Raw genomic sequence first — 14,441 nt, 5'->3', positions numbered from 1 at the left:
CCGGGGCGGGACCTGGCCGCCCGGAGGCGACTTATTCCTTTTCCTCGATCTCCACGCCCGCTGCCTCGGCGGCCTCGGCGGCACGCTTGGCTTCGAGCCAGGCCTGCGCCTCGGCTTCCTGCGCGGCCTCGACCGCGGCCTTGGCGGCGTCCTCGCGCTCCTTGCGCAGTTCCTCGATCAGCGCCTCGCGATCGTCGCCGAGCGATGCGTCCTGCGCGCCGTCCTCGACGATGCCTGCCTTCTTCGCCGCCTTGGCGACGACGGCGTCGAGCTCGCGCTGCGAGCACAGGCCGAGCGTGACCGGGTCCTTGGGCTGGATGTTCTGGATGTTCCAGTGCGTGCGATCGCGAATCGCCCCGATGGTGTTGCGGGTCGTGCCGATCAGCTTGCCGATCTGCGCATCCGAAATCTCGGGGTGGTGGCGCAGGATCCAGGCGATGCCGTCGGGCTTGTCCTGCCGCTTCGATACCGGCGTGTAGCGCGGGCCCTTGGTGCGGCTGACGTTGACCGGCGCCTTGTGCATCCTGAGCGAATAGCTGGCGTCGGCCTGTCCGCGCTCGATCTCGTCGTTGGTCAGCTCGCCGGCGCGCACCGGGTCACGCCCGGTATACTTGCTCGAAGCGAGATCGTCGGCCATCGCCTGGACTTCGAGCAGGTGCAGACCGCAGAACTCCGAAATCTGTTCGAAGGTCAGCGAGGTATTGTCCACGAGCCAGGACGCCGTCGCGTGCGGCATCAGCGGAGTGGGCTGTGTCATCGTAATTCTCCGGCGCAAACAATAAGGGCCGCCCTTGCGGAGCGGCCGTGTACCCGCCCGATTTAGGACATGCCGCGCGAATCGGCAAGCCTTAGCGGTCAATCCATCGCGACGTAGTCCGGCAGCGCCTCGAACCGCTCTATCCACGCGCACACGTGCGGGTAGTCGCGCAGCCGGAACCCGCCTGCCTCGCTGAGCGACGTGTAGGGATAGAGCGCTAGGTCGGCGAGCGTGACGCTTTCGCCGACGAACCATTCGCGCACGGCCAGGTGCTCTTCCATCAGCGTCAGCGCATGCTCGCCGCCGGCGCGCTTGGCCATGATCTGCTCTTTCTGGAAGCGGTTGAGGTTGGCCTCGCCCACGAAGTGGAGCCAGAAGCGCAGCGTCGCGATGTTCGGCTCGTGATTGTACTGCTCGAAGAACATCCAGCGCAGCACGTCGGCGCGGTCGAAGCGGTCGTGCGGCAAGAGCGGGCTCGCTTCGGCGAGAAACCAGCAGGCGGCATTGCTTTCGGGCAGGAACCGCTCGTCGATCTGCAGCACCGGGATGCGGCCGTTGGCGTTGACCTTGCGCAGGAAGTCCTCGCGCCGGGTATCGCCCTTCATAATGTCGTACTGCACCCGCTCGATCGTCTGGCCGGTAAGCGCCGCGGCCAGCCGGATCTTGTAGCAGTTGCCGCTGCGCGGATCCTCGTGAAGGACAAAGCGCATCATGCGCGCAGCACGATCTTGCCGATGTGATCGCCCGCTTCCATCCGGGCATGGGCGGTGGCCGCGTCCGCCAGCGGGAATACCTCGTCCATCACGGGCCTGAGCCGACCTTCGGCGACGAATGGCCATGCGTTGGCGACAATCTCCTGTGCCAGGAGCGCCTTGAACGTGTCGGAACGCGGACGCAGCGTCGACCCGGTGAGCGTGTAGCGGCGCGCCATGACGACCGCCATGTTGATCTCTGCCTTCGTCCCGCCCTGCACCGCGATCGTCACGTGCCGCCCGTCGGGTGCAAGGCACCTGAGGTTGCGGGTCACGTAGTCGCCCGCAACCATGTCGAGCACGATCTCGACGCCACGGTCCTGCGTGATGCGCGCCACTTCCTCGACGAAGTCGTTCGTCTTGTAATTGATCGCGTGGTCGGCGCCGATCTCGATGGCGCGCGCGCATTTCTCGTCGCTGCCGCAGGTCACGATCACGCAAAGGCCGAACAGCTTGCCGAGCATCGTCGCCATCGTGCCGATGCCGCTCGTCCCGCCATGGACCAGGATCGTCTCCCCGTCGCGGGCGTATGCGCGCTCGAACACGTTGTGCCAGACGGTGAACAGCGTTTCGGGCAGCGCGGCCGCTTCGGCCAGCGAAAGCGTGTCCGGCACCGGCAGGCAATGCGCGGCACGGGCGACACAATACTGTGCATAACCGCCCCCCGAAACGAGTGCGCAGACGTGCTGCCCGGTGATCGGTTCGTCGACGCCCTCGCCCACCGCGACGACCTCACCCGCAATCTCGAGGCCGGGAATGGGAGATGCGCCCGGCGGTGGCGGATAGCGCCCCTCGCGCTGCACGATGTCCGGGCGGTTCACCCCGGCAAACGCGACTTTCACGAGGACTTCGCCCGTTCCGGGCCGCGGGACCGGGCAATCCTGCGCGCGCAGGACATCGGGCCCTCCCGGGTTGTCGAAGCCGATGGCGGTCATCGTATCGGGCAGCAAGACCTGGCTCATGTCCCCCCTGTGGCGCTTTTGACACGCGGGTCCCTGCCCTAAAGCGGGTACCCGTTGACAGCAAGCGCAATGCGTCGGATGCTGCAGTGCAATGGACGACGACGATCGACCTAGGTCCCGCGGCTCCGAAAAGGATTACGGCGCCGCCAGCCTCCTCGCCGGCGAGAGCCTCGACAGCTACTCCCTGGACGAACTCGACGCGCGCATTTCGCTGCTCGAAGCCGAAATCGCGCGGGTCGCCAGCCACCGCATGAAGGCCGCCGCGCACATGGACGCCGCCGACGCGCTGTTCAGGCCGAAGGGCGGCTGATCCCGATGCGCAACCTCGCAACGCCTTCGATCATTCCCATATCGGGGGCGTTCATGCGGGAAGCGATACAATCGATCGTCCTGATCCTGCACCCGGCGGGAGACGCCCTTTCCCGCCCCCAGACGGAAGAAGCCTAGATGCCAAGTTTCGCACAGAGCCTAGAGAAGACACTCCATTCGGCGCTGAGCCACGCGTCCGACCGGAGCCACGAGTACGCAACGCTGGAGCACCTCCTGCTCGCGCTCATCGAGGACGGCGACGCGGCGCAGGTGATGCAGGCATGCGGCGTCGACCTGGGCGATCTCGGCGACGTGGTGAAGCAGTATCTCGACCAGGAGTACCAGTCGCTCAAGACCGAAGAGCAGGGCGATCCCACGCCCACCGCGGGTTTCCAGCGCGTGATCCAGCGCGCCATCCTGCACGTGCAATCCTCGGGCAAGGACACGGTGACCGGGGCGAACGTGCTCGTCGCGCTGTTTTCCGAGCGTGACAGCTACGCCGTCTATTTCCTGCAGCAGCAGGACATGAGCCGTCTCGACGCCGTCAGCTTCATCAGCCACGGCATCGGCAAGGGCGGCCGCCGGATCGAGGACCGTTCGCCCAAGGGAGCCGAGGCCGAAGCCCCGCAGCAGGAGGAAAAGGCCGACGCCAAGGCGAACAAGAAGGACTCCGCGCTCGACCAGTTCTGCGTCAACCTCAACGAGAAGGCTCTCTCGGGCAAGGTCGACCCGCTGATCGGTCGCGGTCCCGAAGTCGACCGCACGATCCAGATTCTGTGCCGGCGGTCCAAGAACAACCCGCTCTACGTGGGCGATCCGGGCGTCGGCAAGACCGCCATCGCCGAGGGCCTTGCCCGCAAGATCGTCGAGGGCGACGTGCCCGAAGTTCTCGCCGAAGCGGTGATCTACTCGCTCGACATGGGCTCGCTGCTTGCCGGTACGCGCTATCGCGGCGATTTCGAGGAGCGGCTGAAGCAGGTCGTCGCAGAACTCGAGAAGATGCCCGAGGCGATCCTGTTCATCGACGAGATCCACACGGTCATCGGCGCAGGCGCGACGAGCGGCGGCGCGATGGACGCATCGAACCTGCTCAAGCCCGCGCTTTCGGGCGGTTCGATCCGCTGCATCGGATCGACGACCTACAAGGAATTCCGCAACCATTTCGAAAAGGACCGCGCGCTGCTTCGCCGGTTCCAGAAGATCGACGTCAACGAACCGTCGGTCGAGGACACGGTGAAGATCCTCAAGGGCCTGCGCAGCGCCTTCGAGGAGCACCACAAGGTCCGCTACACGCCCGACGCGATCAAGACCGCCGTCGAGCTTTCGGCGCGTTACATCAACGACCGCAAGCTGCCCGACAAGGCGATCGACGTCATCGACGAGGTCGGCGCGATGCAGATGCTCGTGCCGCCCAGCCGCCGGCGCAAGACGATCACCGCCAAGGAGATCGAGAAGGTCATCTCGACGATGGCCCGCATACCGCCCAAGTCGGTCAGCACCGACGACAAGAAGGCGCTTGAGAACCTCGAACGCGACCTCAAGCAGGTCGTGTTCGGGCAGGACCGCGCCATCGGCGTGCTGTCGACCGCGATGAAGCTGTCGCGCGCCGGCCTTCGCGATCCGGACAAGCCGATCGGCTCGTTCCTGTTCTCCGGGCCGACGGGCGTCGGCAAGACCGAAGTCGCGCGCCAGCTCGCCTCGATCATGGGCATCCCGCTCCAGCGGTTCGACATGTCCGAGTACATGGAGCGCCATTCGGTCAGCCGCCTGATCGGCGCGCCACCTGGCTATGTCGGGTTCGACCAGGGTGGCCTGCTTACCGATGCGGTGGACCAGCAGCCGCACTGCGTCCTGCTGCTCGACGAGATCGAGAAGGCACACCCCGACCTGTTCAACATCCTGCTGCAGGTCATGGATAACGGCAGGCTGACCGATCACCACGGCAAGACCGTCGATTTCCGCAATGTCGTCCTCATCATGACGACCAACGCGGGCGCATCGGACATGGCGCGGCAGGGCATCGGCTTCGGCGACGTATCGAAGGAGGACGCGAGCGAGGAAGCGGTGAAGCAGATGTTCACGCCCGAGTTCCGCAACCGCCTCGATGCCATCGTTCCGTTCGCCTACCTCGGCAAGGGTACGGTCAGCCGGGTCGTCGACAAGTTCATCCTCCAGCTCGAACTCCAGCTTGCCGAGCAGAACGTCCACATCCAGTTCGACGGCGATGCACGCGAATGGCTGGGCGAGCGCGGCTACGACAAGCTTTACGGCGCGCGTCCGATGGGCCGCCTGATCCAGGAAAAGGTCAAGCAGCCGCTTGCCGAGGAACTGCTTTTCGGCAAGCTTGCCGGCGGGGGCGAGGTGCATGTCTCGGTCAAGGAGGCCGAGCTGGCATTCGAGCTTACGCCCGCTCCTCCCAAGGTGGTGCGCAAGAAACGCAGGAAGACCGCAGCCAAGAAGCCGGACCGCAAGGCCGGGCCGGAAGCGGAGAAGAGCGCCGACAGCGACGAGAGCTGAGAGGCGCCGGGCCCCGAGGGTCGCACCGACGGGCAGGGCCCGCTTCCGGAAGGAGGCGGGCCTTTCGCTTCCCGGAGATTACTTTTCAGCTGCCTGCGATGGCGCGGCCGATCCCGAAGCCATCGATTCGAGCTGCGGCAGCGCATCGAATTCCTGCCGGCTGAGAGTCCCATCCGCGTTCGCGTCGGCTGCCTTGAACAGCCTGCCGCCATTGGCGATCCATTCGGCCAGCGTCAGCTTGCCGTCGTTGTCCTGATCCGCCTCGGCGATCTGCTCTTCCGATCCGGGCAGCATCATGAGCCCGAGCGCCTCGCGCGCGGCGTTGAGCTCGGAAACGGTCATCGTCCCGTCGCCATCGCTATCGATCGACTGGAATATCCGGTTCATCGCCTGCGCGTTCTCGTTGCTGGTGATGAAACCGTCGCCATCGGTGTCGCGCCCCTTGAAGCTGCGCAGCTTCGCGGTGGCATCGGGATCGAGCGTCGCGGCGGGCATCGGGGTCGCGACTTCGGGCGCCTCCTCGATGGCCGCTTCGCTCGGCGTCGCCTGATCGGGCTGGGCGCCGCAACCTGCCAGGATGAGGATCGCCGCCATGGCCGCCGGGTTTCTCATTTTCGCCTCGTGCTCCCTACCGATCGCCTCCTAAGTAGCGCGTGTTGCGCAACTGGCAATCGCCAAGGATGGAACCGCGCGCGAAAGCTCCCATTTATGTGCCATGTCTTCCGCGCCTTACTGGATACGACCCGAGCCGTGGGGCATCCACGTCGTCCCCGCCGACTGCTGGATCGATCCGGCACGCGCGGTGGACCGTGCGCTCGTCACGCACGGTCATGCCGACCATGCGCGCGGCGGGCATGGCGAGACCTACGCCACGCCCGAGACGCTCGCGATCATGCGGCTGCGCTACCAGACCGAAGACGGCGCGGTCCCGGTCTCGCACGGCGAGACGATCCGGCTGCCCGGCGAGGTGGACGCGACGTGGATACCGGCGGGTCACGTGCTCGGCTCGGCCCAGATACTGCTGGAGCACGCGGGCGAGCGCATCGTCGTTACCGGCGATTACAAGCGCCGCCCCGATCCGACCTGTGCCCCTTTCGAAGTGACCCCCTGCGATATCTTCGTCACCGAGGCGACCTTCGGACTTCCGGTGTTCCGCCATCCGCCGGTCGAAGAGGAAATGGGCAAGCTGCTTGCTGCGCTGGAAGCGGAACCGCAGCGGTGCGTGCTCGTCGGGGCCTATGCGCTCGGCAAGGCGCAGCGAGTCATCGCCGAACTTCGCCGCTGCGGCCACCTGGAGCCGATCTACCTGCATGGCGCGATGGAGAGAATGTGCCGGCTCTATGAAGAGTGCGGCATCGACCTCGGCACGCTCAAGCTCGTTTCCGATGCGAAGGACAAGGCCGAAATGGAAGGCCGGATCGTCGTGTGCCCGCCGTCGGCGCTCAACGACCGCTGGAGCCGGAGGCTGCCTGATCCGATCACCGCGATGGCGTCAGGCTGGATGCGGGTTCGCCAGCGCGCCCGGCAACGCAACGTCGAATTGCCGCTCGTCATCTCGGATCATGCCGACTGGGACGAGTTGACGCGCACGATCGAGGAAGTCGATCCCGCCGAAACGTGGATCACTCACGGTCGCGAGGAAGCGATGCTTCGCTGGTGCCAGCTTCACCAGCGCAAGGCGCGCGCGCTCGCGCTTGTCGGGTACGAGGACGAGGACGACTGACCCGGCGATGATCGCGTTCGCACAGCTTATCGACAGGCTTGTCTACACCCGGTCGCGCAATGCCAAGCTGGGGCTGATCGCGGAATACCTGCGCTGCACGCCCGATCCCGATCGCGGCTGGGCACTGGCGGCATTGACCGACGGCCTCGATTTTCCGGCGGTGAAGAGTTCGACGATCCGCAACCTGCTTATGGAGCGGGTCGATCCCGCGCTGTGGACGCTTTCGCGCGACTACGTCGGCGATACGGCCGAAACCGCGAGCCTGCTGTGGCCCGGGCCGACTGTCGCACCGGAGCCGCCGCCGTCGGTGTCCGAGGCTGTCGAGGCGCTTTCGGCGATGACCCGGGCGAGCGCCCCTCGCGATCTTGCAACCCTGCTCGACAGGCTCGATGCCAACGGTCGCTATGCGCTGCTCAAGCTGGCGACAGGCGCAATGCGGATCGGCATTTCATCGCGGCTGGCAAAGGTGGCATTCGCGCAAGGCTTCGACGTAGCGGTCGAGGACGTCGAGGAGTACTGGCACGGTCTGACACCGCCCTACGAGCCGCTCTTCGACTGGGCCGCACGCGGCGCCGAGCCGCCCTCGGGCAAGGACCTGCCGCTTTTTCGCCCGTTCATGCTCGCCCATCCGCTCGAGGAGACGGTGGTCGACATGGCCGACTATGCCGCCGAGTGGAAATGGGACGGCATTCGCGTCCAGCTCGTCCATGCGGGCGGCGAATCGCGCGTCTATTCGCGTTCGGGCGACGATATCTCGCACACCTTCCCCGAGGTCGCCGCCGCGCTCGACATTCCCGCGGTGCTCGACGGCGAGCTGCTCGTGCGCGGTGCACACCAGGGTGGCGAGGAAGGCGGCGCGGCGAGCTTCAACGCGCTGCAGCAACGGCTGGGCCGGAAGACGGTCCCGAAGAAGATGCTGCGCGAGCTCCCGGCTTTTGTGCGGCTCTACGACGCGCTGATCCTCGGGGAAGAGGACTTGCGCGACCAGCCCTGGCAGACGCGGCGGGCACGGCTCGAGGCCTTTGCAGAGCGCCTCGAGCCCGAGCGCTTCGATGTCAGCCGCGTGATCGAGGCGGCGACGCTCGACGAACTGGCCGCGATCCGCGAACGGGCCCGCGACGACGCGATCGAGGGGGTGATGCTCAAGCGGCGCGACAGCCCCTACGTCGCCGGGCGCAAGACCGGCCTGTGGTACAAGTGGAAGCGCGACCCGCTGCTGATCGATGCCGTCCTGATGTATGCGCAGCGCGGCAGCGGGCGGCGATCCTCGTTCTACTCCGACTTCACCTTCGGCTGCTGGGACGGCGATCCCGACAAGGGCGCGGAGCTGTTGCCGGTGGGCAAGTCGTACTTCGGGTTCACCGACGAGGAGCTGAAGTGGCTCGACCGCCATGTGCGCAACCACACGGTCAACCGCTTCGGCCCGGTGCGCGAGACCGACAAGAGCCTGGTCTTCGAGGTCGCCTTCGATTCGGTGCACGAAAGCAGGCGCCACAAGTCCGGCCTCGCGATGCGCTTCCCGCGCATCAACCGCATCCGCGCCGACAAGCCGGCGCACGAGGCGGACCGCATCGAGGCCCTGCGCGCGCTTGTCCGCGACTGATCCCTGCAGCCTGCGCCGCTTATTGATCGCGGTCAACGCGCGTTGAACCATGCTCGCCTAGGTGGCAGGGCGAGCAGAGACGACGAAACGGGAGAACGACGCGATGGCGACCGCCGCCGCCGACACGAACCAGAAGCCGGATACGCCTTTCGACAGGCTGGGCGGACACGACGCGATGCGCGCGATCACCGCCCGGTTCTACGATCTGATGGAAAGTGATCCGGCCTATGCGGAACTGCGCGCCATGCATGCGCCCGACCTTTCGCACATGCGCGGTTCGCTGGCCGGTTTCCTCGCTGCCTGGGCCGGCGGCCCGCGCGACTGGTTCGAAGACAATCCCGGCAAGTGCATGATGAGCGCGCACAAGCCCTTCACGATCAACCGCGCGGTCGCCGGGCAATGGGCCGAGGCGATGGAGCGCGCCGTTGCCGATGTCGAAACTGCCGATGCCGAACTCGCCAGGGCGATGGGCGACGCGCTCGCCCAGCTGGCGCGCGGCATGGCGCGGGACTGACACTCGCGCCATCTCCGCTATAGCGGGAGCATGGACAGCTTCGATACGCCCCGTCGCCTGCTGGGCTTCGCGCTCGCAGGCCTTGCCGGTTACGTCGATGCGGTGGGCTTTCTCTCCGCCGACAGCTACTTCGTTTCCTTCATGTCGGGAAACACAACCCGGCTCGGTGTGGATCTCGCACGCGACTGGCGTGCTGCGCTCACCCCGGCACTGCTCATCGCCGGGTTCGTGACCGGAAGCGCGATCGGCTGCTTCGTCGCGATCCGGGCCGGGCGAAGGCGAAAGGCCGCCGTGCTCGGCCTTGTCGCAATGCTCCTTCTTGCTGCGGCGTCGTTCGGGGTCGAGGAATTCGCACCCATGGCGCTCGCCGCACTGGTGCTGGCGATGGGTGCGATGAACAATACGCTCGAGCGCAACGAGGTGTCGGTCGGGCTTACCTACATGACCGGCGCGCTTGTCAGGCTCGGACAGGGAATCGGCAGCGCGCTGGCTGGAAAACCGCGTCGCGGATGGTCCGCCTGTGGCGTACTGTGGTCGGGGCTGGCAGCGGGATCGACCGCCGGAGCGACGATGTACCTCAAGACCGGAGGCCTGGCGCTCTGGCCCGCCGCAGCGATCGCCCTCGTGCTTGCGCTTGCAGGAGCGAAGCTGGCGGCCCCGCCCGACACCGTCTAGAGCATTACCCTGAAGTGCTTGTCGCGCGAAGTTGCGCCGCGCAACAACTCGACTTGCGAGGGAGCGATACCGAGGGCCTCTGCCACGAGCGCGATTACCGCCGCCGTGGCCTTTCCATCCTGCGGTTTTTCCCGGACTTTCGCCTTGAGGCCGCCGCTTCCGATTTCCAGCCCCACCCCGCGCGCGCCGGGCGTCACACGCACTGCCAGCCTGCCTTCGCCATCGATCAGGGCGCGGATTTCCGCCGGCTCGGGAAGAGTGAGCGGAGGCCTTGCCATCAGCCACTCATGCCGAGCGCGGCCGCGTGATCCCTGCCGTTCTGGACGTAATGCTGCACCCCGCGCTGCATGTCGGCGAGCGCCTCGTCGGTGAGGTCGCGCATGTGGCGCGCGGGCCGTCCGCCCCAGAGCTGGCGCGCGGGGATGGTCTTGCCCGGCGTCAGCATCGCGCCGGCGGCCAGCATGGCATCGGTCTCGATCCTGCAATCGTCCATCACGATCGTGCCGAGGCCGACGAAGGCGCGGTCCTCCAGCGTGCAGCCGTGGACCATCGCCATGTGCCCGATGAGCACGTCCTCGCCGATGATCGTGGGCCAGCCTTCGGGCCTTTCCGGCTTGGGACTGTCGCAGTGGACGACGGTGCCGTCCTGGATGTTGGTACGCGCGCCGATGACGATGCGATTGACGTCGGCGCGGACGACGCAGTTGTACCAGATGCTGACGTCCGGCCCGATCTCGACATCGCCTATGATGCGACAACCGGGCGCGATGAAGGCGCTGTCGTGGATACGAGGGGTCTTGCCGTGGATTGCGGCGATGGTGATGTCGTTGCGGTCTGTCATGGATTCCCCAGAAGGTAGTGCCAGCGGATTTGCGGAATGATCGAGGCGTATTCGTCTGTCCAGGCGGTTTCGGCGGGCGGATCGAGTTCGCTCCATGCCGGCTCGCCTTCGCCCTGCTCAAGCTCGGCGAGCCGCTCGGGAAAGCGCGTCACGGCTACCCATGACGAGGCCGACAGCAGCGAATCCTCGGGCGGAAAATCGTCGCGGACGGCGGCGTGCAGGTCGCGCTCTCGCGCAATGGCGGCGATAACGGGCTCGAGCTCGATGTACCGGTTCGAGATGTGGATGATCAGGATGCCGCCGGGCGACAGCGCGTCCATGTAGGCGCCGACCGCTTCCTCGGTCAGGAGGTGCAGCGGGATCGCGTCGGACGAGAAGGCGTCCACTGCGAGGATGTCGAACGATCCCTTGCGCATCTCCTCGATCTCGAGCCGCGCGTCGCCCAGCACGATCCGCGACTGGGGCGCGCATTTCTCGACGTAGGTGAAAGTCCCGGAGCGCGAGAACTCGAGCACGGCAGGATCGATCTCGAAGAAGGTCCAGCGATCCTGCGGCCTTGCATAGGCGGCAAGCGTGCCGGTGCCGAGGCCGACGACGCCGATGCTGGCGTTCCGGCCGAACAGCCGCGGCACTTCGCGCAGCGCGATTCCGACGCCCGATCCCGGCCCGTAGTAAGTCGTCGGCGCGCAGGCGAACTCGGGCGCGGTCGACTGCTGGCCGTGCAGAGTGGTGCCATGCGCCAGCGTGCGCATCTTCGAATCCGGATAGTCGCGCACCGTGTAGATACCGAAATAGCTGCGCGTGCGCACGCCGTCGACCGTGCCTTCGATCGTCGTGATCCCGCCCTGCGCGAGCATGATGGCCAGCAGGACACCGACGAACAGCCACCGCCATGCGACGATAAGGAGGCCGAACGCGCCTGCCATGAAGGTGAGGAAGACTCGCACCGAACCGACCTCGTCCTCGGTTGAAAGGGTGCCGAGCAGCCAGCAGAAGAAGAGGATCACGGCTACGATCGCGACAGCGGCCATGCGCGCCATCGCTGGTTCCAGCCCCGGCATACGCCGCCAGCCGAAGATTTCCGGAAGGGGCATGAGCATGGCTGCGGCCAGGACCAGCAGGGGATGCTCCCAGACCCAGTCGAACACCACCGGGGCGACGATCGCGGTGAAGGCTCCGCCGAGCGCGCCGCCTGCGGACATCGCGAGATAGAACGTCGTGAGGCGCGCCGAATGGGGTCGGCTGTCGTAGAGCCGGGTGTGCAGCGAGACCGACACGAAGAAGAGAAGCGCAACGCTCGCCAGTGCCAGCAGGAGGCCGCCGTCGGTACGCGAGACCATGGCGAGGCCGCCGGCCAGAAGGACCACCGACGGCGCAGCGAGGCAGATCGACCATGCCGCCACGCGATTGTCGGCAAAGGCGAAGACGAAGCTGAGCAGGTACAGCCCGAGCGGGATCACCCAGAGCAAAGGCATCGCGAAGATGTCGGTCGTCAGGTGCGTCGTGGTCGACAGCATGAGGCCCGAGGGCACCGCCGAGAGCGCCAGCCACAGCCCCTTGCGCCGCCAGCCGATGCGCTCTTCGGGATGGCGGTCCTCCTCGTGGGCGTGCGGCGCCGGTCCGACATTCCAGCGCGACCGCGCCGTCAGCACCACGAGCAGCACGAGAACCACGTAACCGATGCTCCACGCGATGCTCTGGGCGCGCAGACCGAGGAGCGGTTCGGCAAGCAGCGGATAGGCGAGCAGGCCGGCGAAGCTGCCGAGGTTCGATGCCGCATAGAGCGCCCACGGCTCACCCGATCCCGGGTGAAGCGAGAACCACCGCTGCATCAGCGGTGCCTGCGCCGAAACGAGAAAGAATACCGGACCAATGGTCAGCGCCAGCAGCGCCGGAACCCAGAGCACTTCCCATCCCGGCGGCGAGGACGGCAGCCCGACGAGTGCGACCGGCAGCGTGATCGCGGCGGCGAGGAAGAGCACGAGATGCAGCTTCGCCTGCCTGCGGAACGGCTGGCGCGAAAGGCGGTGCGCATAGGCGTATCCGGCGAGCAGCAATGCCTGGTAGAGCACCATCGCGCTGTTCCACACGTTGGGGGCACCGCCCAGCCGGGGCAGGGCCATGCGCGCGACCATCGGCTGGACCAGGAACAGGAGGAAGCTGCCGACGAGGATGGTAAGGACGAAAAGCGGGCGATGGACTGCTGTCATGCGGCCCTTTCGGTCCGCGCCGAAACGTCGATCGACCAGACGAGCGCGCTGCCCAGTTCATCCGAATGGCGATCGTCGAAGTAATCGAGCTCCATGCGCCGGCGCATCCCGAGCCGCTCCATCAGCGTCCAGCTCGGCCGGTTGCCGATTACGGTGAGTGCGAAGACCTCGCGCGCGCCGAAGTTCTCGAAGGCAGCGTCGAGCGAGGCTTCGGCTGCCTCTCTCGCATAGCCCTGACCCCAGGCATCCTCGCGCAGGCGCCAGCCGATCTCGAATTCACCGGGTATCGTGCTTCCGGGCGCATCCGCGCGCTTGAGGCCGCAGAAACCGAGCACTTCGCCCGCGAGGTGTCCGCCATCGGCCCTGCGCTCCACCAGCCAGAAGGTGTGGCCGAAACGCTGCTGCCAGCCGATCACACGGGCGCTCAGGTTTTCGAGTCCCTCCGCATCGAGCGGGCCGCCCAGCCAGCGCATCACTGCAGGCGTGTTGGCATGCAGCGCGAACGCATCGAGGTCGCCCTCGCGCCAGTCGCGCAGCACGAGGCGCGGGGTCTCGAGGCGGAATTCAGGCATTGAGAAGGCGCGCGGCGTGGGCGGCGTGATAAGTCAGAACACCCGAGCAGCCGGCGCGCTTGAAGGCGGTCAGCGTCTCGATGACCAGCGCATCGCGCTCGCCCGCTCCCGCAGAAACCGCCGCCTCGATCATCGCGTACTCGCCGCTGACCTGGTAGGCGAACACCGGGATGGCGAACCGCTCCTTCACGCGCCTCACGATGTCGAGATAGGCTAGGCCCGGCTTGACCATCACGCTGTCCGCGCCTTCCGCGATGTCGGCGGCGACTTCGCGCAGCGCTTCCTCGGCATTGCCGGGATCCATCTGGTAGGTCTTCTTGTCGCCCTTCAGCAATCCGCGGCTGCCCACCGCATCGCGGAACGGCCCGTAAAACGCCGAGGCGTACTTCGCCGCATAGCTCATGATCTGGACGTCGGCATGGCCATCGACTTCGAGCGCGTTGCGGATCGCTTCGATGCGCCCGTCCATCATGTCCGACGGAGCGATGATGTCCGCGCCCGCTTCGGCCTGGTTGCGTGCCTGCCCGACAAGAACCTCGACCGTGGCGTCGTTGAGGACATAGCCGGTTTCGTCGACCAGCCCGTCCTGCCCGTGGCTGGTGTAGGGATCGAGCGCGACATCGGTCAGGATTCCGATCCCGTCGCCCACGGCATCGCGGATCGCCCGGATCGCCCGGCACATCAGGTTGTCGGGGTTGAGCGCCTCCCGTCCGTCCGCCGATCGCAATTCGCGCTGCGTATTGGGGAAAAGCGCGACGCAAGGAATTCCAAGGGCGGCCGCCGACCGGGCATGGCGCGCCACCCCATCGACGGACCAGCGCGACACGCCCGGCAACGAGCCGATCGGTTCCTCCACGTCTCTGCCGTCGGTCACGAACAGCGGCCAGATCAGATCGGCCGGCGTGAGAACGGTCTCGCGGTGGAGCGCCCTGCTCCATTTGGTGCGGCGCGGGCGGCGCAGCCTCGTGGCCGGAAAGCGCGGTGGCGTGTGCGATGTCATCCCCGG

At 66.7% G+C, this 14,441-nt stretch carries 15 protein-coding genes; 6 read left to right on the top strand and 9 right to left on the bottom strand.

What is annotated here, in order from left to right; genetic code table 11:
* Positions 1–31: 31 nt before the first annotated feature.
* The 3 genes from FHS75_RS09990 to FHS75_RS09980 form a co-directional block, all read right to left on the bottom strand.
* Positions 32–757: a DUF1013 domain-containing protein gene (locus FHS75_RS09990; RefSeq protein ID WP_179407586.1), complete on the bottom strand. Its 726-nt coding sequence runs from the start codon at positions 755–757 to the stop codon at positions 32–34.
* A gap of 98 nt (positions 758–855) precedes the next feature.
* Positions 856–1,470, bottom strand: coding sequence for a glutathione S-transferase family protein (locus FHS75_RS09985; RefSeq protein ID WP_179407585.1), 615 nt, complete (start codon positions 1,468–1,470; stop codon positions 856–858).
* Positions 1,467–2,471: an NAD(P)H-quinone oxidoreductase gene (locus tag FHS75_RS09980; RefSeq protein WP_229735539.1), complete on the bottom strand. Its 1,005-nt coding sequence runs from the start codon at positions 2,469–2,471 to the stop codon at positions 1,467–1,469. Before FHS75_RS09980 ends, FHS75_RS09985 begins: the two co-directional genes overlap by 4 nt.
* 91 nt (positions 2,472–2,562) lie before the next feature.
* On the opposite strand from FHS75_RS09980, the gene FHS75_RS09975 reads away from it, so the two are divergent.
* Positions 2,563–2,781 carry a DUF1192 domain-containing protein gene (locus FHS75_RS09975; RefSeq protein WP_179407584.1) on the top strand — a complete coding sequence of 73 codons (219 nt, stop codon included), beginning with the start codon at positions 2,563–2,565 and terminating at the stop codon, positions 2,779–2,781.
* A 137-nt stretch (positions 2,782–2,918) separates the two neighbouring features.
* Positions 2,919–5,297, top strand: a complete 2,379-nt coding sequence (gene clpA / locus FHS75_RS09970; protein WP_179407583.1) for an ATP-dependent Clp protease ATP-binding subunit ClpA — start codon at positions 2,919–2,921, stop codon at positions 5,295–5,297.
* 78 nt (positions 5,298–5,375) lie between these two features.
* Here the strand turns inward: clpA and FHS75_RS09965 are convergent, their stop codons facing one another.
* Positions 5,376–5,909 carry an EF-hand domain-containing protein gene (locus FHS75_RS09965; RefSeq protein ID WP_179407582.1) on the bottom strand — a complete coding sequence of 178 codons (534 nt, stop codon included), beginning with the start codon at positions 5,907–5,909 and terminating at the stop codon, positions 5,376–5,378.
* A 103-nt stretch (positions 5,910–6,012) separates the two neighbouring features.
* Between FHS75_RS09965 and FHS75_RS09960 the strand changes: the two genes are divergently transcribed.
* From FHS75_RS09960 to FHS75_RS09945, 4 genes are all read left to right on the top strand, one after another.
* Positions 6,013–7,020 carry a ligase-associated DNA damage response exonuclease gene (locus FHS75_RS09960; RefSeq protein WP_179407581.1) on the top strand — a complete coding sequence of 336 codons (1,008 nt, stop codon included), beginning with the start codon at positions 6,013–6,015 and terminating at the stop codon, positions 7,018–7,020.
* A gap of 7 nt (positions 7,021–7,027) precedes the next feature.
* Positions 7,028–8,623 carry a cisplatin damage response ATP-dependent DNA ligase gene (locus FHS75_RS09955; RefSeq protein ID WP_179407580.1) on the top strand — a complete coding sequence of 532 codons (1,596 nt, stop codon included), beginning with the start codon at positions 7,028–7,030 and terminating at the stop codon, positions 8,621–8,623.
* A 103-nt stretch (positions 8,624–8,726) separates the two neighbouring features.
* Positions 8,727–9,137, top strand: a complete 411-nt coding sequence (locus FHS75_RS09950; protein WP_179407579.1) for a group II truncated hemoglobin — start codon at positions 8,727–8,729, stop codon at positions 9,135–9,137.
* 30 nt (positions 9,138–9,167) lie between these two features.
* Positions 9,168–9,812, top strand: coding sequence for a YoaK family protein (locus FHS75_RS09945; RefSeq protein ID WP_179407578.1), 645 nt, complete (start codon positions 9,168–9,170; stop codon positions 9,810–9,812).
* Here the strand turns inward: FHS75_RS09945 and FHS75_RS09940 are convergent.
* The 5 genes from FHS75_RS09940 to hemB are packed head-to-tail and all read right to left on the bottom strand — an operon-like array spanning position 9,809 to position 14,435.
* Positions 9,809–10,090, bottom strand: a complete 282-nt coding sequence (locus FHS75_RS09940; protein ID WP_179407577.1) for a DUF167 domain-containing protein — start codon at positions 10,088–10,090, stop codon at positions 9,809–9,811. The two genes, FHS75_RS09945 and FHS75_RS09940, sit on opposite strands and share 4 nt — an antisense overlap.
* Positions 10,090–10,653 (bottom strand): gamma carbonic anhydrase family protein, encoded by a 564-nt coding sequence (locus tag FHS75_RS09935; RefSeq protein ID WP_179407576.1) that lies wholly within the window; start codon positions 10,651–10,653, stop codon positions 10,090–10,092. The genes FHS75_RS09940 and FHS75_RS09935 overlap by 1 nt, the downstream gene beginning before the upstream one ends.
* A complete protein-coding gene (locus tag FHS75_RS09930; RefSeq protein WP_179407575.1) occupies positions 10,650–12,863 on the bottom strand; it encodes a fused MFS/spermidine synthase in 2,214 nt (737 codons plus the stop codon). The genes FHS75_RS09935 and FHS75_RS09930 overlap by 4 nt, the downstream gene beginning before the upstream one ends.
* The gene (locus tag FHS75_RS09925) at positions 12,860–13,435 is read right to left on the bottom strand and encodes a GNAT family N-acetyltransferase (RefSeq protein ID WP_179407574.1); all 576 of its coding nucleotides are present in this window, start codon (positions 13,433–13,435) and stop codon (positions 12,860–12,862) included. Before FHS75_RS09925 ends, FHS75_RS09930 begins: the two co-directional genes overlap by 4 nt.
* Positions 13,428–14,435 carry a porphobilinogen synthase gene (hemB, locus tag FHS75_RS09920; RefSeq protein ID WP_179407573.1) on the bottom strand — a complete coding sequence of 336 codons (1,008 nt, stop codon included), beginning with the start codon at positions 14,433–14,435 and terminating at the stop codon, positions 13,428–13,430. The genes FHS75_RS09925 and hemB overlap by 8 nt, the downstream gene beginning before the upstream one ends.
* Positions 14,436–14,441 lie beyond the last annotated feature (6 nt).

Source organism: Novosphingobium marinum, assembly GCF_013408095.1.
In the GTDB taxonomy this organism is placed as follows: domain Bacteria; phylum Pseudomonadota; class Alphaproteobacteria; order Sphingomonadales; family Sphingomonadaceae; genus Novosphingobium; species Novosphingobium marinum.
The sequence above is the reverse complement of the archived record's forward strand: the minus strand, read 5'-3'. Positions and strand labels throughout refer to the sequence as shown.